Source organism: Pseudomonas sp. WPR_5_2, assembly GCF_003634475.1.
Classification (GTDB): Bacteria; Pseudomonadota; Gammaproteobacteria; order Pseudomonadales; family Pseudomonadaceae; genus Aquipseudomonas; species Aquipseudomonas izuensis.
The window spans coordinates 151,341-169,699 of sequence record NZ_RBLA01000010.1; the positions used below are offsets into that span (position 1 = coordinate 151,341).

General features: G+C 60.5%; 17 protein-coding genes. 7 read left to right on the forward strand and 10 right to left on the reverse strand.

Going from position 1 to position 18,359, the window contains the following annotated elements; genetic code table 11:
* Positions 1-158 precede the first annotated feature (158 nt).
* Positions 159-953 (reverse strand): DUF2076 domain-containing protein, encoded by a 795-nt coding sequence (locus tag BJ917_RS28975; protein WP_096514960.1) that lies wholly within the window; start codon positions 951-953, stop codon positions 159-161.
* A gap of 179 nt (positions 954-1,132) precedes the next feature.
* Between BJ917_RS28975 and BJ917_RS28980 the strand changes: the two genes are divergently transcribed.
* Both BJ917_RS28980 and BJ917_RS28985 read left to right on the forward strand, forming a co-directional pair.
* Positions 1,133-1,807 (forward strand): YciC family protein, encoded by a 675-nt coding sequence (locus BJ917_RS28980; RefSeq protein ID WP_096514958.1) that lies wholly within the window; start codon positions 1,133-1,135, stop codon positions 1,805-1,807.
* Positions 1,808-1,873: 66 nt separating this feature from the next.
* Positions 1,874-2,953, forward strand: coding sequence for an endonuclease/exonuclease/phosphatase family protein (locus tag BJ917_RS28985; RefSeq protein WP_096514956.1), 1,080 nt, complete (start codon positions 1,874-1,876; stop codon positions 2,951-2,953).
* Positions 2,954-3,052: 99 nt separating this feature from the next.
* On the opposite strand, the gene BJ917_RS28990 is transcribed toward BJ917_RS28985, so the two are convergent.
* From BJ917_RS28990 to BJ917_RS29005, 3 genes are all read right to left on the reverse strand, one after another.
* Entirely contained in the window at positions 3,053-3,487 is a 435-nt protein-coding gene (locus BJ917_RS28990) for a RidA family protein (RefSeq protein ID WP_121105757.1), read from the reverse strand.
* Between the two features lie 37 nt (positions 3,488-3,524).
* On the reverse strand, positions 3,525-4,805 hold the full coding sequence (locus BJ917_RS28995; protein WP_256658582.1) for an NAD(P)/FAD-dependent oxidoreductase: 1,281 nt from the start codon (positions 4,803-4,805) through the stop codon (positions 3,525-3,527).
* A 346-nt stretch (positions 4,806-5,151) separates the two neighbouring features.
* Entirely contained in the window at positions 5,152-6,207 is a 1,056-nt protein-coding gene (locus tag BJ917_RS29005) for an ABC transporter substrate-binding protein (protein ID WP_096514950.1), read from the reverse strand.
* A gap of 375 nt (positions 6,208-6,582) precedes the next feature.
* Between BJ917_RS29005 and BJ917_RS29010 the strand changes: the two genes are divergently transcribed.
* Positions 6,583-7,494 (forward strand): LysR family transcriptional regulator, encoded by a 912-nt coding sequence (locus BJ917_RS29010; RefSeq protein ID WP_096514948.1) that lies wholly within the window; start codon positions 6,583-6,585, stop codon positions 7,492-7,494.
* Between the two features lie 107 nt (positions 7,495-7,601).
* Here BJ917_RS29010 and argE read toward each other — a convergent pair whose 3' ends face one another.
* The 3 genes from argE to hrpB all read right to left on the reverse strand — a co-directional run bounded on the left by argE (position 7,602) and on the right by hrpB (position 12,193).
* A complete protein-coding gene (argE, locus tag BJ917_RS29015; RefSeq protein ID WP_121105763.1) occupies positions 7,602-8,774 on the reverse strand; it encodes an acetylornithine deacetylase in 1,173 nt (390 codons plus the stop codon).
* The gene (locus BJ917_RS29020; protein ID WP_096514944.1) at positions 8,767-9,444 is read right to left on the reverse strand and encodes a DUF1028 domain-containing protein; all 678 of its coding nucleotides are present in this window, start codon (positions 9,442-9,444) and stop codon (positions 8,767-8,769) included. Before BJ917_RS29020 ends, argE begins: the two co-directional genes overlap by 8 nt.
* Before the next feature lie 232 nt (positions 9,445-9,676).
* Complete coding sequence (gene hrpB, locus BJ917_RS29025) at positions 9,677-12,193, reverse strand: ATP-dependent helicase HrpB (RefSeq protein ID WP_121105765.1); 2,517 nt, start codon at positions 12,191-12,193, stop codon at positions 9,677-9,679.
* 109 nt (positions 12,194-12,302) lie between these two features.
* On the opposite strand from hrpB, the gene BJ917_RS29030 reads away from it, so the two are divergent.
* Both BJ917_RS29030 and BJ917_RS29035 read left to right on the forward strand, forming a co-directional pair.
* Positions 12,303-12,722 carry a polyribonucleotide nucleotidyltransferase gene (locus BJ917_RS29030; protein ID WP_096514940.1) on the forward strand — a complete coding sequence of 140 codons (420 nt, stop codon included), beginning with the start codon at positions 12,303-12,305 and terminating at the stop codon, positions 12,720-12,722.
* A 23-nt stretch (positions 12,723-12,745) separates the two neighbouring features.
* On the forward strand, positions 12,746-13,651 hold the full coding sequence (locus BJ917_RS29035; RefSeq protein ID WP_096514938.1) for a cation diffusion facilitator family transporter: 906 nt from the start codon (positions 12,746-12,748) through the stop codon (positions 13,649-13,651).
* On the opposite strand, the gene BJ917_RS29040 is transcribed toward BJ917_RS29035, so the two are convergent.
* A complete protein-coding gene (locus BJ917_RS29040; protein ID WP_096514936.1) occupies positions 13,636-14,700 on the reverse strand; it encodes a DUF6515 family protein in 1,065 nt (354 codons plus the stop codon). The two genes, BJ917_RS29035 and BJ917_RS29040, sit on opposite strands and share 16 nt — an antisense overlap.
* A gap of 435 nt (positions 14,701-15,135) precedes the next feature.
* On the opposite strand from BJ917_RS29040, the gene BJ917_RS29045 reads away from it, so the two are divergent.
* Both BJ917_RS29045 and BJ917_RS29055 read left to right on the forward strand, forming a co-directional pair.
* A complete protein-coding gene (locus tag BJ917_RS29045; RefSeq protein ID WP_007937367.1) occupies positions 15,136-15,615 on the forward strand; it encodes an Lrp/AsnC family transcriptional regulator in 480 nt (159 codons plus the stop codon).
* Between the two features lie 212 nt (positions 15,616-15,827).
* The gene (locus tag BJ917_RS29055) at positions 15,828-16,037 is read left to right on the forward strand and encodes a DUF2788 domain-containing protein (RefSeq protein WP_046815823.1); all 210 of its coding nucleotides are present in this window, start codon (positions 15,828-15,830) and stop codon (positions 16,035-16,037) included.
* Here BJ917_RS29055 and BJ917_RS29060 read toward each other — a convergent pair.
* Complete coding sequence (locus tag BJ917_RS29060; RefSeq protein ID WP_096514934.1) at positions 16,032-16,667, reverse strand: pseudouridine synthase; 636 nt, start codon at positions 16,665-16,667, stop codon at positions 16,032-16,034. The genes BJ917_RS29055 and BJ917_RS29060 overlap by 6 nt on opposite strands.
* A gap of 71 nt (positions 16,668-16,738) precedes the next feature.
* Positions 16,739-18,238, reverse strand: a complete 1,500-nt coding sequence (gene amn / locus BJ917_RS29065; protein ID WP_172901646.1) for an AMP nucleosidase — start codon at positions 18,236-18,238, stop codon at positions 16,739-16,741.
* Positions 18,239-18,359: the final 121 nt, after the last annotated feature.

Here is an 18,359-nt window from a genome sequence, read left to right on the forward strand (position 1 = left end):
AGGCACCTGAGTGCCCCGGACGAATGGCAACTTGTGGCGAGTGACAATCTGTGGCGAGGGAGCTTGCTCCCGTTGGGCTGCGCAGCAGTCCCATTCTCTTGGGGTCGCTTCGCGACCCAACGGGAGCTTGCTCCCTCGCCCAGATCAGTGAAAATCAATCAGACGAAGGAATCGTCGTCGCCACCAAAGAACGATGAGCTGTCATCGCTGTAGTCGGCGTCTGTAAAGCCACCCCGGTCATTAGCGTAGGAATCGTTACCGGCCATGCGTTGGTCATCGCCCCAGCCATTGTTGCCCTGGTCATTGACCTGGGCCGGTTCTTCCTTGATGACTTCGACGATTTCCTGCGGCTGCTGATTGTGATGGAACAGGCTGCTGATGCCCTGGGCCAGCATCACGCCACCCGCCACACCCGCCGCGGTTTTCAACGCGCCGCCGAGGAAGCTGCTGCCCGCCATCGGTGCCGCTTGTTGCGGGGCGTAGTTTTGCTGAGGAACGTTTTGCTGCGGTGGAGCACCGAAGTTCTGCTGGGGCGCCTGCGAATTGAACGAAGACCGTCCCGGCTCACGCCAGCCGCCACCGCTCGACACCGGTGCGTTCTGGCTGGGCGCCGGCTGCGGATCACGGGAACCGCCACCGAAAATGCTCGACAGGAAACCACCGCTGCTCGGCGCAGCTGGAGCCGGAGCGGCTGTCTGTGCCCTGGCATGTTGCAGATCGGCCTGCAATTGCAGGATCTGCTGGTTCAGTTGTGTGTTCTGTTCGTCGAGGCGCTTGATCGCCGCCTCTTGCACCAGAATCGCCTGGGTCATGAAATAACCTGCCGCGGGCTGGCGGGTCAGGTGTTCCTTGATCCGCGCCTCGGCCTGGGCGTCGCGCGGGGCTGATTCCGTTTCGGCCTGTTGCAGCCGGGAAAACAGTCCATCGATCAGGGTTTGTTCTTCGCTGTTCATGGCGACCTCGTAGATTGCCGGGGAAATCGTTGTCCTTTTCCACTTCAGGATAAGGTGCCCGACCTTAATGGAGGCTGAAACAAGTTGTTTCAATGACCTTTACCGAACGTTTACGTTTGCGCCCCCCTGCACATCATCGGTTAAAGTGAGCCACTGCTTCCAACCTGCGATACCGACTGATGAATCCGTTCGACGTACTGCGTGACTCCCTGTACTTCTTCAAGCGCAATCTGGGCCAGATCGTGCAACTGTGCCTGCCGCTGGTCATTATCGAGGCCTTGTTGCAACAAGTGGTCGACCACTCCACCGAACCGGACAGTTTCCCCGGCGTCAGCGTGATCGTCGGCCTGCTGGTTTATCCGCTGTACACCGCTGCACTGATTCTGTTCCTCGACGCCCGCAGTCGTGGCGAAACGCCAAGCAACCGCCAGCTGCTGTCGCGATCCGCCTACCTGTGGCCGCGCTTCGCGCTGTTGACCGCCCTCAATACCCTGCTGATTTTGCTTGGCTTGTCGCTGTATTTCCTGCCGGGTATCTACCTGATGGTGACCCTGGCCTTCGGCGAGTACCTGCTGGTGCTGCGTGGCCTGGCGCCGCTGGCGGCCATGAAGGAAAGCCTGCGCCTGACCCGCGGGCACTTCCTGCGCATCCTGGTGTGCATTCTGTGCGTGATGGGGCCGTTATGGCTGCTCAAGGGCGCAACACTGGCGGCGTATCCCGAGCCGCAGAACCCGGTGATCTCGCTATTGATCGACAGTGCTCACAGTTTCCTGCAATTGTTCACCAGCGTGGTGCTGTTCCGTCTGTTCATGCTGATCACCGATGTGCCGGAAAAAATCGACGGGCCACTCTGACCTTGGGCGACCGCCCGTCCGTCGGGTATGCTCGGGGTCAATTTCCGTAACGCTATAAGCCGAGCCATGACCCGACTGCTGCGCTACACCGTGCTGGGATTGCTGATTGTGACCGGGCTGACCGGCGTGATGATCTACAGCCTGACCTGGCGCCCCGAAGCCCGGGAAGTGCTGCCGGTCAGTTGCAGTACCCGGGCGCCGTCCCTGGCCCCCGGCCAGGCGCTGAAGGTGATGACCTGGAACGTCCAGTACCTGGCGGGCAAGCGCTACGTGTTCTGGAATGACCTGGCGGCCGGCGCCGACGACTCCCCTACCCCCGAAGACATGGCCTTCAGCCTCGATGAAGTGGCGCGGGTGATTCGCGACGAACAACCCGACGTGGTGCTGTTGCAGGAACTCGATGACGGTGCCAAGGCCAGCGCCTATCAGAACCAGCTCAAACTGCTGCAGGAACGGGTCGCCGATCTGTATCCGTGCAGCGTCCACGCCTTCGACTGGAAAGCTGATTTTGTCCCGGATCCGCATATCTTCGGCAGCGTTGGCCGGCAATTGGCAACCCTGAGCCGCTACCAGATCGAGCATGCCCAGCGCCTGCAATTACCAGTCGCCCCGAGCAATCTGATCAGCCGCCAGTTCCAACCGAAAAACGCCTTGCTGGTCGCCTACCTGCCATTGAGCGATGGCGGTCAGTTGGCCGTGCTCAACACCCATCTGGACCGCGTGACGCAACCCGACGAGTCACTGCAAACGCAAATCTCGGCCGTGGCCAAGGTCCTGGACAAATACGAAAGCCGCGGGACGCCGTGGCTGATCGGCGGTGATTTCAATCTGCTGCCGCTGGGGCAATACCAGCGCCTGCCCAACGAACAGCGCACGCCCTACTCCGCCGACAGCGCACTGCACGTGCTGTGGGACAAGTACCCGATGATCCCCACCAACAACGAAGCCAGCGGCATCGACCGCGCCCGCTGGCTGACCCACTACCCGAACGACCCGGGCCTGAACGGTCCGGACCGCACCGTCGACTACCTGTTTTACAGCCCACGCCTCAAGCGGGTCGAGGCGATGGTCAGGCAGGACGATACCTTGCGTATTTCCGATCACCTGCCGGTGATTGCGCGGTTCCTCCTCCCGCCCTCCCCTTGACCTGATTTGACCTGTGGGAGCAATGCTTGCTCGCGATAGCGGTGTGTCAGCCTGCATTGATGTTGGATGTGCCGACGTCATCGCGAGCAAGCTTTGCTCCTACAGGGATTGCGTCGATTTCCAGTCATCAGGAATAACCGCAATCACATCGATTTCCATCAGCCACTGCGGTTGGCCAAGCCCGGAAATCACCAGTCCGGTGGAGATCGGGAAAACGCCCTTCAACCACTTGCCCACCACCTGGTAAACCGGCTCGCGGTAACGCGGGTCGATGATGTAGGTGGTGGTTTTGACGATATGCGAAAGATCGCTGCCCGCCTCATCCAGCAGCTGTTTGACGTTTTTCATCGCCTGTTCGGCCTGGGCCGCCGGATCGCCAAGACCCACCAGGTTTCCTTCGAAGTCGGTGCCGATCTGACCCCGTACATAAACGGTGTTGCCAGCCCGTACGGCTTGGCAAAGATCATTATCCAGAGATTGGTTTGGATACGTGTCTTTGGTATTGAACATGCGAATTCGAGTGTGAGTAGGCATCAACGGACTCCCCTGAAGCTTGATTTATGATCGGTTCTTAACGCTGCGACGGGTCGCGGTATTCCAGGTACTGGCGCTGCGTGGCAATGTGGCCGGCGACATGTTTGGCGTCGTGCCAGACGCCCCAGATAAAGCTCGATCCGCGACGTGACAGCCACGGCAGGCCCACGAAATAAACACCGGGCTCGCTCGAGACACCGCGCTGATGACGCGGCTTGCCCTTATCGTCAAACGCATCGACCTGCAGCCAGCTGTAATCGACGGCGTAGCCGGTGGCCCAAATGATCGAGGTGATACCCGCCTCGACCAGATCCAGCTCAAGGATTGGATGGGTGATGCAGTCCGGGTCGGGAAGCATGAACCGGGCTTCGGGCTCTTCGGGAAGGTCAAGACCGTTGCGCGTTACGTAGGCGTCCGCCGCATCCAGCAGCGACAGATAGTTTTCGTCACCGGCAGCGACGTTTTGCGCCAGATCCTGCTGGAACGTCACCACGCCGTCGTCGAAGGATCGGGTCAGCCCCACCAGCGTGACGCCTTGCTGGGCCAGTGCCCGGAAATCGACGGTCTGCCCGCCGCGCGCACCGCTGACCGCGATGGTGACGTGCTCACGCCCCGGCTGCATGACTTCAGCATCCCAGAGCCCCAGAACCCCCAGCCACCAGCAGAAGTCACGGTTGCGATAGGCGCGAGGCGGACGGTCATGCTGGCCGACAGAGAGATAGACCTGTTTACCGGCGCGCTGGAGTTCATCAGCGATTTGAACACCGGAAGAGCCTGCACCAACCACCAGCACGCCGCCCTCGGGCAGTTGCTGCGGGTTGAAATATTGAGCCGAATGAATTTGCGTGATCCGGTCGTCTTTCGGGGCAATCGGGGGAATGACCGGGCGCTGGAAAGGGCCGGTGGCCGCCACCACGCGATTGGCCTCGATCACCCCTTCGGAGGTTTCGATGGTGAAGCCCGGGCGATCGGCGTTGCGTACCACTTTCTTGACTTCGACACCGGTACGAATCGGTGCTTCGAATTTCTCGGCATAGGCTTCGAAATACGCCGCTACGCGATCTTTCGAGGCAAAGGCATCGGGCTCGAGGTCTTCGAACGCCAGTCCGGGGAAGCGGTCATGCCAGACAGGGCCGTTGGCAACCAGCGAATCCCAGCGTCCGGTGCGCCACGCTTCAGCGATGCGGTTACGCTCCAGAACGAGGTGGGGAACACCCAGTTTGCTCAAGTGCTCACTCATGGCGACGCCAGCCTGGCCGGCCCCGACGACAAGCGTATCTACTTCTATCTTGTTAACAGTCATGCTTGTGTCCTTCATTGAGGCAACTTTGGCGCGCCAAGTCGCTACAGATCAGTTGCTTTTATTAGTTAGTTCCACGCTTATAACTTTGCTTGCGGGGTGGTTTTATTCTGTGTGGTAAATGCAAATTGCGAAAATATGATTTTTATAGTTGTTAGCCAGAAAAAAACTGTCTGGCAACAAAACTAACTATTTGTCTTATTGAATATGTATTGACACGAACCCTGTAGGAGCAAGCTTGCTCGCGATGGACGTCAACAATTACGCGTTTTGCCAGAATGAACGCGTTGCCTGGGCGTTTTTCGCGAGCAAGCTCGCTCCTACAGTTTTAAGGAGCGAGCTCAGTTCCCCGACACAGAACGGCTTAGCGTGCAGCCCAGGCGTTGAAGCGCTCCTCAAGCTCTTCGCCGTGATCGACCCAGAACGTGGCATCCACTAACTGGCCTTCAGCCAGATTGGCCTGGGCCGTGGGTAGCTGGGAAAGGGTCTCCGCTGGTAGCTGCGCCAGCACATCCTTGCGGATCGGGCCGTAGGGAATCTGGCTGGAGAAGGATTTCTGGCCGCTCGCCTGGCTGGCAAACACGATGAAGCGTTCGGCCAGCGCCTTGTTCGGACTGCCGCGAACGATGGCCCAGTGATCAGGATCGTAGAGGTGGCCGTTCCATGAGATCGCCAGTTTCGAACCTTCCTTCTGCGCGACAGCAATACGGCCGTTGTAGGCGGCAGACATGACGACGTCGCCTGCTGCCAGCCATTGAGGCGGCTGGGCACCGGCCTCCCACCATTGGATCGAGGGCTTGATCTGGTCAAGCTTGTGGAAGGCCCGGTCCACGCCCTCCTTGGTGCCCAGGACCTTGTAAAGGTCTGCCTGTTTGACGCCATCGGCGAGCAGCGCCACTTCCAGCGTGTATTTGGCGCCCTTGCGCAGGCCGCGCTTGCCAGGAAATTGCTGCAGGTTCCACATGTCTGCCCAGGACGTTGGCGCCGCCGAAACCTTGCCTGAGTTGTAGGCCAGCACCATCGACCAGACGTAACTGGCCACGCCGCACTCGCTGACAGCGCCAGGCAGGTAGTTACCGGCTTCTCCGATCAGCGCCGGGTTCAGCTTCTCGAACAACCCTTCTTCACATCCACGCAGAAGTTCGGGACTTTCAACTTCGACAACATCCCAACTGACCTGGCCGACATCGACCATCGCCTTGACTTTGGAAAGTTCACCGCTGTATTCCCCGACTACCACCTTGCCAGCACCACTTTTTTCAAAGGGTTTAAAGTAAGCACCCTCTTGCGCTGCTTTGGTGGCACCACCGAACGAAATAACCGTAAGGCTTTCTGAATGCGCAACGACTGGCACTGTAAACCCAAGTAACGCTGTTAAACCAGCGATCGTTTTAACGCTCGAAGATGAATATTTGAACATAGAAGCGCCCTCACTTTTTAATTGTGATTAGTTACTGAGGCAGTCACGACCAGGCGGCCGTAAATGTGCGCATATCCATCCGCGCGATGACATTTTGTTGTTTTAATTCGCACCCTCTTCAAGTGTGCGGCCAGAGGTCGAACACGCTACGCCACCTGCTCGACCGCCAGGGTGGTCGGGTTTTTTCGGAGGATGCAGAGATAGTGCGTCAACCGTGCGCAGAGGAAAATTATTAAAAATATGCTCGGGGTATAAGAAAAAACTGGGCAAGCGCTTACCCAGTCCGCAACCGTCATAAGGTAAGGTTCAGTCAAGCATTCGCGCGACGTGGGCCATCCAGGCTTTCACCGCGAACACGAAAATAAAGAGGTGCGTGTGGCTTCCTACACATTGCGACAACTCAAGTACTTCGTCACAACGGTAGAAGCCGGCAGCGTGGCGGAAGCTTCGAGACAGCTCTATATCGCGCAGCCATCGGTCTCGACAGCGATCAAAAGCCTGGAAGAGTCTTTCAACGTCCAGCTGTTCATCCGCCACCATGCCCAGGGCGTTTCCCTGACGCCCACCGGCACGCGCTTCTACCACAAGGCGCAGGAGCTTCTGCGCATGGCCAGGGAGTTTGAACAGAATGCGTTGGCGGACAACGATACGGTGTCCGGACAAATCGACATCGGTTGCTTCGAAACGGTGGCCCCGCTGTATTTGCCACAGCTGATCGCCGGCTTTCGCCAGCTGTATCCGGGCGTGGACATTCGCCTGCGCGACGGCGAGCAGCAGGAGCTGGTTCAAGGCTTGACCGCCGGCACTTTCGACGTCGCCTTCCTCTACGATCACGGCCTCGATAGCACCATACAAACCACACCGCTGATGCCACCGCAAAAGCCCTACGTCCTGCTGCCTGAAGGTCATCGCTTCGCCGACCAGAAAGAGGTATCGCTCAGGGATCTGTGCGGGGAGCCGATGATTCTCCTGGATGTGCAACCGAGCAGAACCTACTTCGTCAGCCTGTTCCACGAACTGGACCTGACGCCGAACATCGTATTCAGTTCGCCTTCGATCGAGATGGTACGCGGCATGGTGGGCCAGGGATTCGGGTTCTCCATCCTGGTGACCCGCCCGCATTCGGAATGCACTTACGATGGGAAAAAAGTGGTCATCGTCGATATCAAGGAACCGGTCTCAACCTCCGGACTGGCGTCCGCCCACCTCAAACGCAGCCAACTGACCAAGCCGGCACAATTGTTCGTGGATTTTTGCCGCGAGCAGTTGAGCCGGATGATTATGTAATGCTGTTGTGGGAGCGAGCCTGCTCGCGATGGTCGCTAACGATTACGCATGTTTTCTGATTAAACGCGGCGTTTTCAAATCCATCGCGAGCAAGCTCGCTCCTACAGTCATAGATACGCCGCTTCGGCACACAGATAGTCAGCCAATCGAATCAGCATCGCATCACAGCCATTCAACTGATCCAGCGCGATGAACTCGTCGGGTTTGTGCCCTTGATCCATGCTGCCAGGGCCACAGACCACCGTGGGTATGCCAGCCTCGTCAAACAGCCCGCCCTCGGTGCCGAACGCCACCGTTCCAAACGCCGAAGATCCGCTCAAGTGTGCCAGCAGTCGCGCCGCCTCGCTTTCGGGTGAGGTGGCCAATCCGGGATACGCACTCAACGGGCGCAAGCGGATATCCGTGTCGGGTTGCACCGCCCGCATCTTTGGCAGGACCTGTTCCTGGGCGAATACCTGCAACTGGTTCGCCACCTCTTGGGCATCGAAGCTCGGCAGCGCCCTCACTTCAAAATCGAACTCGCATTCAGCGGGAACAATGTTCAGCGCCCGGCCACCCTTGATGACACCGGTCTGCACCGTCGAATACGGAGGATCAAAGCGCTCGTCGTGGTGATCAGGATGCGCAAGCTCCGCGCCGATTGCGCCGAGCCGGCCAATCAGCTGCGCGGCGTACTCGATTGCGTTGACCCCATAAGGCGCGTAAGCGGAATGGCAAGCAGCACCGCGTACCTCGCAGCGCATCGCCAATTTGCCCTTGTGGCCCAGCACTGGTTTGAGTTCGGTCGGTTCGCCGATCAAACACAGCCGGGGTTTGTGTGGCCGCTTCTGCAACTCGGCGAGCATCGGCCGTACACCCAGGCAACCCACTTCTTCATCGTAGGAAAACGCCAGGTGCACCGGTGCCAGAAGCGGGCGCCGTACAAACACAGGGACCGCCGCGAGCACCGAGGCGATGAAGCCTTTCATGTCCGCTGTACCACGGCCGTAGAGACGTCCGTCCTTTTCCGTCAGGTGGAACGGATCAACCGTCCAGGCCTGACCGTCAACCGGCACCACGTCGGTGTGACCGGAAAGCACCACTCCGCCTGATTTGAGCGGACCGATGGTGGCGAACAGATTGGCCTTGGTGCCCTCCTCGTTGTAGAACAGCTCACTCTGCACGCCATGCCCCGCCAGGTACGCCTCGATGAAGCGGATCAGCTTGAGGTTGGAGTCGCGGCTGACGGTGGCGAAGGCAATGAGGCGCTCCAGAAGCTCGCGGCTGGACGCATTACTCATCCCCAGGCACTCCATAGCTCGGCGCAGCTGTCGGGTCGAGCGCGCGTGTCAGGTAGTCCTGCATTTGCGGTCGATAGGCCTGCCAGAGTCCATCAAGTTGTCCGATGGGATCTTCGTCGGCCCAGTCGACGCGCAAGTCGATGATCGGCCATGTGTAATCGCCCACCACCTTGAGTGCTGCGGAGTGAACAGGACCCGCCTCGCCACCGGCCGCCATCGCTGCATGCATGGCCGCCAGCAAACGATCCGCCAATTGACCAGGCTCGGCCTCGAACGCCTCGACCATGGCCTCAATCACCCGCACATCGCTCAGCAAATTACCCGCCGCAGCACAGTGCTCGCCTTTCACCGCGTTGTGCACGCCCAGCGACTCCTTGCCGCTGAAGCAGGCAATGCGGCCAGACGCATCGATCACTGTGACCTGCCGATACTGACTCCAGCCATTGGAGTTGAGTGCCTTGTCCAGCGCCGCGTCAGCCTCCAGATGCTGATGCTCCAACAGATCCAGTATCTGCGGCCCCAAAGCCGGCAACGTAATGTTCTGCGTGGAAACCGCCCCGACTCCCGCCCGCGCCCAAGGGCAACGCGCACCCACTGCAATGCTTGAAGAGCTGATGGCAATACCGAGCTGCCCGGTTTCAGGGCAGCGCCCGATAATTGAGAACGTCATGGCTCACTCCTTAGGTTTCTTGTGCGTGCGGATTTGTATTCTGTTCATGCACAGGAAAGGGAGAAAGCAGGTTTTTTGTGGCTTTGGGGTAGGAAAAAACTGGGCAGTGCTGACCGGGCACCTGTAGGAGCGAGCTCTGCTCGCGATGAACCCGAGAACGCCGCGGGGCGTCAGGTTTCCAGCGTTATCGTTGGCGTCCATCGCGAGCAGAGCTCGCTCCTACAGTTTTTTGTTATTTGCGTGGTTTGATGCGGGCGGTGGCTTCAGCCACCAACGGGTCATCAGGCCAATAGTGTTTCGGATACCGGCCCTTCAGATCCTTTTTCACCTCGGCGTAAGTGCTGCGCCAGAAGTTTGCCAGGTCCTGTGTCACCTGCACCGGCCGCCGCGCCGGCGACAACAGATGCAGCTTGACCACTTGCCGACCACCGGCGATGCGCGGGGTTTCTGCCAGGCCGAACAGCTCCTGCAAGCGCACCGCCAGAATCGGCGGCTGCTCGCTGTAGTCCAGGCGAATCGATGAGCCGGACGGCACGCTCAAGTGATGCGGTGCCAGCTCGTCGAGCCGCTGCGGCAGCGGCCATGGCAGCAGGTTATGGACGATGCTCGACAGGTCGAGATTGGCGAAATGACTGAGTCGCGAGACCTTCCCCAGGTACGGCATCAGCCAGTGTTCGAGGTTTTTTAGTAGTGCAGTGTCGCTGACATCCGGCCATTCGCTTTCGCCCTTGCCGGCCAGATCCAACTGGCGCAGCAATGCGACGCGCGCCTGCCACTGGCGCAGCTCCGGGGTCCACGGCAACAGCTCCAGACCTTTGCGTCGCACCAGATTGACCAGCGCCTGACTGCGGGCGGTTTCGTCGAGGCCGGTCAGCGGTTCGCGGCTGAGGATCAACTCGCCAACCTTGCGCTGGCGCTCGGCGCGCAGCACGCCTTCGCGTTCGTCCCAGTCCAGCTGATCGACGCAGCGCACCTGTTCGGCCAGCACCGAGTCGAACAGCGCCGGATCGAAATCCGCCGCCAGATAAATTCGTTCTTCACGCTGGCCCTGACGACTGCCGAGGTCAGCGATCACCAGCCATGGCTGTTTCATCAGGCTGTCGGCTTCGGCGAACAACGCGGCGCGTCCGTTGGCCAGGCGATACTCGGCGCCACCGGCACGGCGTTGCTGGGCGACGCGGTCGGGATAGGCCAGCGCCAGCAGCGCACCGAGCCAGCGTGGATGATCAGGATCGCCGACAGGTTCCGACGCCTTGCCACGCAGATAACCGCGATACTGCCGCGCCAGTTGCCGGGCCCGTTGCACGCCGCCCTGGGCACCGCGTGCGGCCCGCTCTTCGCCCGATAACAACACCAATCGGCTGTGCAGATCCGCACCGGCGCCACGCAGGATATCGCGCTCGCCGAGCAGCGCCGCGACGTCGCAGGCCATATCCGCCAGCCCCAGCGCCTGCCCGCGCAACAGCAAATGGGCGATGCGCGGATGCGCCGGCAGTTCGGCCATGGCCTGGCCGTGACGGGTCAATGTCTCGCCGTCCAGTGCGCCCAGGCGTTCGAGCAGATCCTGTGCCTGTGCATACGCGGCGGTCGGCGGCACATCGAGCCAGACCAACTGCCCAGGCGTCACACCCCAGCGACCGAGCTGCAAGGCCAGCCCCGCGAGGTCTGCCGAGAGAATTTCCGCACTGCCATATGCTGCCAGTTGTTCGTGCTGATCCTGCGACCACAAGCGATAACACACGCCCGGCTCCAGTCGCCCGGCGCGGCCCGCGCGCTGGGTGGCGCTGGCCTTGGAAATCCGTTGCGTGTCGAGACGGGTCATGCCGCTGCCGGGATCGAAACGCGGCACCCGCGCCAGCCCGGCGTCGATCACCACCCGCACACCGTTGATGGTGAGGCTGGTCTCGGCGATGTTGGTCGCCAGCACCACTTTGCGTTTGCCATCCGGCGCCGGATCAATCGCCGCACGTTGCGCGGCCAGGTCCAATTCACCGTGCAACGGGCAGAGCAAAACCTGCGTGTTCTCACCCAGCGCGTCGGCCAATTGCTGATGGACGCGCCGGATTTCCGCCTGCCCCGGCAGGAACACCAGGACGCTGCCGGTTTCATCGTTCAAGGCTTCGAGCACGGTCTGCACCAGTCGCGGCTCGATGTATTCTCCCGCCTGAAACGGCCGGCCCCAGCGCATCGCCACCGGGTACATGCGGCCTTCGCTGCGCAGGATCGGCGCATCGTCGAGCAACCCGGCCAGGCGCTCGCCTTCCAGGGTCGCCGACATCAACAGGATTTTCAGCGGCTGGTCATCACGAAACAGTTCCCGGCCATTCAGGCTCAGGGCCAAGGCCAGGTCGGCGTCGAGGCTACGTTCGTGGAATTCGTCGAAGATCAGCAGACCTACGCCTTCCAGCGCCGGGTCGTCCTGCAAGCGCCGGGTAAGGATGCCTTCGGTGACGACTTCGATCCGGGTGTCGGGGCCAACCTTGCTGTCCAGCCGAATGCGATAACCCACGGTTTCGCCGACCTTCTCCCCCAGTTCACTGGCCAACCGTTCCGCCGCCGCCCGCGCGGCCAGGCGTCGCGGTTCGAGCATCAGGATGGTTTGCCCGGCCAGCCATGGCTCATCGAGCAAGGCCAGGGGCACGCGGGTGGTTTTACCGGCACCGGGCGGTGCTTCGAGCACGGCTTCGTGGCGTGTAGCGAGGGCTTCACGCAGGGCGGGTAAAACTTCATCGATCGGCAACGAATTCATACTGGCTCCAAAGCAGAGCGGCGAGTATAACGGCGAACTGGTGGACGTTCGTCAGGGTCTTAATTCATACCGACGACACTTCGTTCTGAGATGACCAAGGAGATTTCCCATGCGTGTTCCCTTTCGCCTGATTGGCGGTGTATTGATCGCGACCCTGCTGACCCAGGTCACCGCGTGCGGTTCGATTTTCTACCCCGATCGCCGCGGTCAGATCGACGGCAAGATCGACCCCGCCATCGCCGTGCTCGATGCCGTGGGCCTGCTGTTCTACATCATCCCCGGCCTGATCGCGTTTGCCGTGGACTTCGCCACCGGCGCGATTTACTTCGCACCCGGCGAACACGCCCAAGTGGCCCCGGAAAAACTCAAGGAAGCCATCGGTGCCGACGGCAAAGTCGATAACCACAAGTTGCAGACTATTCTGGAGCGTGAACTGGGCCGCAGCTTCCCGCTGGACGATCCACGCCTGATCCAGCACAAGGGCAGCACCCAGCAACTGGCCTTGCTGGGCCTGCAACCGGCCGCATAATCGCGTAAGGAAAAGCCGCACTTATGATCTCCAGCTCCGAACACGCCCGCCTGCTGCGGCTGGCGACCCGTGCCTCGGTGGCGGTGGCCTGCACGCTGATCGTCGCCAAAGCCATCGCCTGGTGGTTGAGCGGTTCGGTGAGCATGCTCGCCGGGTTGACCGACTCGACACTCGACGGCGTGACTTCGCTGCTCAACCTGCTGGCTGTGCACTACGCCCTGCGCCCGGCCGACGACGATCATCGCTACGGCCATGGCAAGGCGGAATCACTGGCCGGCATGGCCCAGGCGCTGTTCATCGGTGGCAGTGCGGTGCTGATTGCGTTGCAGGCCATCGATCGGCTCAAACATCCGGAACCGGTGGGCGCGCCGTGGATCAGTATTGGGGTGATTGTGTTCTCGCTGGGCCTGACCCTCGCGCTGCTGATGTTGCAGCATCGGGTGGTCAAGGCCACCGGCTCCAATGCAGTGCGCGCCGATTCCCTGCATTACCGCTCGGACATGTTGCTCAACGGCAGCATTCTGGTGGCGCTGGTGCTGGCCGGGTTTGGCTGGCATCAGGTCGATGCCTGGTTCGGCCTGGGGATTGCCGCCTACATCCTCTGGAGCGCGGTGCAGATCGCCCGGGAGAGCTTTGCGGTATTGATGGATGAAGAGCTGCCGCCGGATGTCAGCCAGCACATGCTGGAGCTGGCCTGCAGCGTGCCGGGCGTTTTAGGTGCACATGACTTGCGCACGCGGATTTCGGGCAACCAGTGGTTCGTACAATTGCACCTGGAATTGCCCGGTGAACTGACCTTGTCAGTCGCCCACGGCATCAGCGATCAAGCGGCCGATGCAATTCACGCCGCTTATCCGCGGGCCGAAGTGCTGGTGCACGCCGACCCGCAGGAAGTGGTGAACGCTGCCAGGGCTCAGAAACTCACTTGATAACCGCGACTGCTCAGGCAGTTGCCCTGTGCCTGGCGGTAGGTTTGGACCACCGACGGGTCCGGTTGATAGGTCGCGGTGCGCGGATCGAAGCCACTTTGCTGCACCGCGTATTGATAGCACTCATAGCCATCCCGATTGACCTGATCCTGCGATTGCCCGTTGGCCGGATACGCCACCACGTCATAACCGTTGCTGGCCGGTTGTGGCGGCTGTTGCGGCTGCATGGCGCCGAGCGGTGGCTCGACCACTTCGTAATCCTGAGTGCTTTCCTGCCAGGCGTAATACGAACCGGCCGCGAGAAACAGCACCGATCCGCCGATCAAAATCTGCTCGGCATAGTCCGGCAAATAACGGACACGGATCCCGCGTGGCGGTTCGACCACCACATAGCGTGGTCCCAATGGGCGATACCAATACCCACCGGAATAGTAGTAATCCATGCCGCGGTACGGCACGCGATCGTTGCGTTCCGGGAAGCGTTCGATCACATGACCCGGCCGATACTGCGGGCCGGGGCCCCAGCCATTGCCATGCCCACTCGGGCGACCTTGCCAATGATTGTCGTTGGTCGGGGCGCCTATATAACCGTTCCAGTGCTGGTTGGGATCGTTGCGTCGCGGCTCGTCCTGATAGTAACCACGCCGTGGCTGTTGAGTCTGTTGCACGGTGTCTGGCCGGCCCTGGATCGGCAAGTCATTGGCGGGCAGTTGCGGCGGTGGCGGTGGCGGCCGAACCGGGCTGTTGAAATCGGGCTGTGGACGGCTCTGCCATTGGCCGCCGTTCTGGTGCTGGCCGTTGTGCTCGAACTGGCGGCTGTTGTCGCCACGAATGATGTCGTTGTTCTGCTGGTGCGGCTGGTTTTGTTGCTGGCCATTATTCTGTGGGTGCGGCTGATTATTGCCGCCATGGCCCTGATTGTTGCCCTGATGCTCCCCGTGCTGCCCGCCTTCGGGGCCCCGGTTCTGCGGCTCATCGGCCAGCGATTGCGCAGTGACACTGACACACAGCAAACCAACACCGGCCAAACGCCAGATGCGCGACTTCATGCTTTTCCTCACTGCGGGTTAGGGCCTGTATGTAAGACTGGGAAAGCCAAGGCCGGTTCTGCAACAGGTTATCAGTCGCGCAACTTTTTTATTGAGGGCCGAGACCAAATTCCAGGCAAGAAAAAGGGGAGACCCGTCGGCCTCCCCTTGAGAACTTCGTCCGTGCTCGACGCTTTTGACGTCGGCTCACCTCACGCCGTCTTCTGGACAGTGTGTAGCTCGGGGGCCGGCACATCCCCTGTAGGGGTGGCGACCGCAGCTGGCCTGTTTGGGCGAGCCGCACTGGACTGTTTGTCCGAGCAGTGATTCTGGTGATAAGAATAGGCTCGGAGGGCCGGCAGAGGATTGCGAAGATTGCTCAAATAAACATTACTTGCGCAATTTTTAACCCTGGATAGATAATCTTCCGCAATAGATACGACAAGGGACCGTTTGATGAGCAAACTCGACCGTTACGACCTGAGCATTTTGGCTGAATTGCAGCGCGATGCGCGCATCTCCAATCAGGAGCTGGCCGAACGTATCGGCCTGTCGCCTTCACCCTGCTCGCGTCGGGTCAAGCAGCTGGAAGACGACGGCTACATTTCCCGCCAGGTCGCTCTGCTCGACCGCAAGATGCTCGGCCTGAGCCTGACCGCCTATGTGCTGATCGGCATGGATCGACACACCCCGGAGCGTTTCGAAAACTTCGAAGCCGCCATTCGCACCTTGCCGCAAGTGCTGGAGTGCAGCCTGGTGACCGGGATGGATGCCGACTATCAGCTCAAGGTCGTGGTGCCGGACATGGACCACTATCAGAAGCTGCTGCTGGGGCACCTGACGCGGATTGAGGGGGTGACCAGTGTGCGCTCGAGTTTTGTGTTGAACCAGGTGTTGAACAGCACCGAGCTTCCTTTGACTCATCTTCGTAGCTGACGACGCCTTCGCTGGCAAGCCAGCTCCTACAGGGTTTTGTGTTGATCGCCATATTGCGGCTGACGCAGAACCTGTAGGAGCTGGCTTGCCAGCGAAGAGGCCAGCACAAGCGACGAATAGCTGCGACACACCGCCGCAGGCCCACACTGCGCGTAACCGTCATGCCTTATACTCCAGCGCCCTTTTAGCCCCGCCCGCGCTGGAGATGTCCGATGGATCCTGCAGTATTCGAAGAGTGGATGATGACCGGACTGGTCAGCATCCTGATCATTTTCATGGGTTTCATCGTCTGGGATCTGGCGAAGAAGTCCAAGGCCGGCCGCTTTGGTTCCTTCATCCTGTTCTTCGTGCTCGGGCTGGGTGTCGCTGCATTTGTGATCAAAAGCGTGGTGATCGGCCTGATCGAAACCGGCACGTTATAAACGCGCCGGCACTTCCTTCCACTGGCCCTGGTCGAGCCCTTCGAGGGTCCAGTCGCCGATCCTGACTCGCACCAGCCGCAATGTCGGCAGCCCGACCGCCGCCGTCATGCGCCGCACCTGCCGATTTCGGCCTTCGCGAATCACCAGTTCCAGCCAGCTCGTCGGCACGCTTTTGCGAAAGCGTACCGGCGGATTGCGCGGCCACAACTCAGGCTCCTCCAGTTGCCGCGCCTCGGCGGGCAAGGTCATGCCGTCATTCAATTCGACACCGTCACGCAAACGCTGCAACTGCTCGGTGCTCGGCTCGCCTTCCACTTGTACCCAATAAGTCTTGGCCAGTTTGTGTTTCGGGTCGGCGATTCGTGCCTGGAGCTGGCCATCATTGGTCAACAGCAACAATCCCTCGCTGTCGCGGTCCAGTCGCCCTGCCGGATAAATTCCGGGAATCTCGATGAAATCCTTGAGCGTCGCCCGCCCTTCACCGTCGCTGAATTGCGTCAGCACATCGAACGGCTTGTTGAACAGGATCAGCTTCGGCTCGGCCGGTGGCGCCTTGGCGACACGGCGGGGGGCTGAAGAAGCAGGCTTCGCGCCAGGATGGCGGGAAACGGGACGTTGGGGACGGGACATGGCAAAGGGCGCATCTAACGGTCAGGGCTCACTATGCTAGTGGCCTGACCATCAAATGACCATGACAACCGTTAGCGGAACGGCGGCTCGTCGAAACTGCGCAGTTTGCGCGAGTGCAGCGAGTTGAGTTCGGTGCGCAACAGGTCCACCGCTTCAATGCCGATTTTCAAGTGCTGGCTGACCGCGCGCTCATAGAAGGCGTTGGCCGAACCCGGCAACTTGATTTCGCTGTGCAGCGGTTTGTCCGATACACAGAGCAATGTGCCGTAAGGCACCCGCAAGCGATAACCTTGCGCGGCGATGGTGCCACTTTCCATGTCCACCGCCACCGCACGGGACAGATTGATCAATGGACGTTCCTGGGCCCAGCGCAGTTCCCAGTTGCGGTCATCGTAGGTCAACACGGTGCCGGTACGCAGGCGCTTCTTCAGTTCATCGCCCTTCTCGCCGGTGATGTTGGCCGCCGCCTGCTGAAGCGCAAGCTGCACCTCGGCCAGGGCCGGGATCGGAATGTTGGGTGGCACCACCCGGTCGAGAATCCCGTCGCGGCGCATGTAAGCGTGAGCCAGCACGTAGTCGCCGATGGTCTGCGACTGACGCAAACCGCCGCAGTGGCCGATCATCAGCCAGCAATGCGGACGCAGCACCGCCAGGTGATCGGTGATGTTCTTGGCGTTGGACGGACCCACGCCGATGTTCACCAGCGTCACGCCGTGACCGTCGCTGGCGATCAGGTGATAGGCCGGCATCTGGTAACGGTGCCAGACCACACCGGCGGCGATCGCCGAGGCCTCGCCGTGATCCATGCCCTTTTCAATGATCACGTTGCCCGGCAACACCATGCGCACGAAACGCGGGTCGCTGCGCAACTGCTCCAGGCCATGGACGATGAACTGGTCGACGTAACGGTGATAGTTGGTCAGCAGGATCCACGGCTGTACATGGCGCCAGTCGCTGCCGGTGTAATGCACCAACCGGCGCAGGGAGAAATCCACCCGTGCCGCGTCGAAAAGCGCCAGCGGCAGCGGATCGGTGTTTTCCCAATCGTAGAGGCCATCGGCAATGCCGTCGCTCGCTGCCGACAGGTCGGTACTGGGGAATACCCGCGCCAGCACGGCGGCGGTGACGCCGGAGCCGGCCAGCTCATCGCCCTGCTCGACCACGTACGGATAAGGAATGTTCTGCTCACTGACACCGACTTCCACGGTCACGGTGAAGTCGTGCATCAGCGGCACCAACTGTTCCAGCAGGTACTTACGGAAAGCCGAGGGATGAGTGACGGTGACGCTGTAGGTGCCCGGCAACTGGACCTTGGCGTAGGCACGGGTGGTCTGCGGGACTTCGCCCTGGCAGTGATAGGTCAGGCGCAGTTCGGGATAACGAAACATCGCCCGCTGCTCGGCGTCCGGCTCGACACGATCCTTGAGATAGCGTTTGAGCGCCTGACTCAACGCGGTGGTTGCACGATGGTGCAAGAGCGCAAGCCGGTCCACGGCTTGCTCGGCGGTTTGAACGACAATAAAAGCTTCGGTCACGATCAGCATCCTGTGTTCTGACTTGCAGAGCTTCATCTTGCCTGCATCGTTGCTTCACGGGAACAGTTACTGGATCACCACAGATCAATTGTGGGAGCGAGCCTGCTCGCGAATACGGTGGCACATTCAACATCAATGTGACTGAAAGACCGCTATC

Coding starts and splice junctions, on each gene's coding strand:
- hrpB (WP_121105765.1), bottom strand. CDS start 12,193: ATGAATTCGTTGCCGATCGATGAAGTTTTACCCGCCCTGCGTGAAGCC.
- BJ917_RS29030 (WP_096514940.1), top strand. CDS start 12,303: ATGCGTGTTCCCTTTCGCCTGATTGGCGGTGTATTGATCGCGACCCTG.
- BJ917_RS28985 (WP_096514956.1), top strand. CDS start 1,874: ATGACCCGACTGCTGCGCTACACCGTGCTGGGATTGCTGATTGTGACC.
- BJ917_RS29005 (WP_096514950.1), bottom strand. CDS start 6,207: ATGTTCAAATATTCATCTTCGAGCGTTAAAACGATCGCTGGTTTAACA.
- BJ917_RS29035 (WP_096514938.1), top strand. CDS start 12,746: ATGATCTCCAGCTCCGAACACGCCCGCCTGCTGCGGCTGGCGACCCGT.
- BJ917_RS28990 (WP_121105757.1), bottom strand. CDS start 3,487: ATGCCTACTCACACTCGAATTCGCATGTTCAATACCAAAGACACGTAT.
- BJ917_RS29040 (WP_096514936.1), bottom strand. CDS start 14,700: ATGAAGTCGCGCATCTGGCGTTTGGCCGGTGTTGGTTTGCTGTGTGTC.
- BJ917_RS28975 (WP_096514960.1), bottom strand. CDS start 953: ATGAACAGCGAAGAACAAACCCTGATCGATGGACTGTTTTCCCGGCTG.
- amn (WP_172901646.1), bottom strand. CDS start 18,238: ATGAAGCTCTGCAAGTCAGAACACAGGATGCTGATCGTGACCGAAGCT.
- BJ917_RS28995 (WP_256658582.1), bottom strand. CDS start 4,805: ATGAAGGACACAAGCATGACTGTTAACAAGATAGAAGTAGATACGCTT.
- BJ917_RS29020 (WP_096514944.1), bottom strand. CDS start 9,444: ATGACGTTCTCAATTATCGGGCGCTGCCCTGAAACCGGGCAGCTCGGT.
- BJ917_RS29060 (WP_096514934.1), bottom strand. CDS start 16,667: ATGTCCCGTCCCCAACGTCCCGTTTCCCGCCATCCTGGCGCGAAGCCT.
- argE (WP_121105763.1), bottom strand. CDS start 8,774: ATGAGTAATGCGTCCAGCCGCGAGCTTCTGGAGCGCCTCATTGCCTTC.
- BJ917_RS28980 (WP_096514958.1), top strand. CDS start 1,133: ATGAATCCGTTCGACGTACTGCGTGACTCCCTGTACTTCTTCAAGCGC.
- BJ917_RS29055 (WP_046815823.1), top strand. CDS start 15,828: ATGGATCCTGCAGTATTCGAAGAGTGGATGATGACCGGACTGGTCAGC.
- BJ917_RS29045 (WP_007937367.1), top strand. CDS start 15,136: ATGAGCAAACTCGACCGTTACGACCTGAGCATTTTGGCTGAATTGCAG.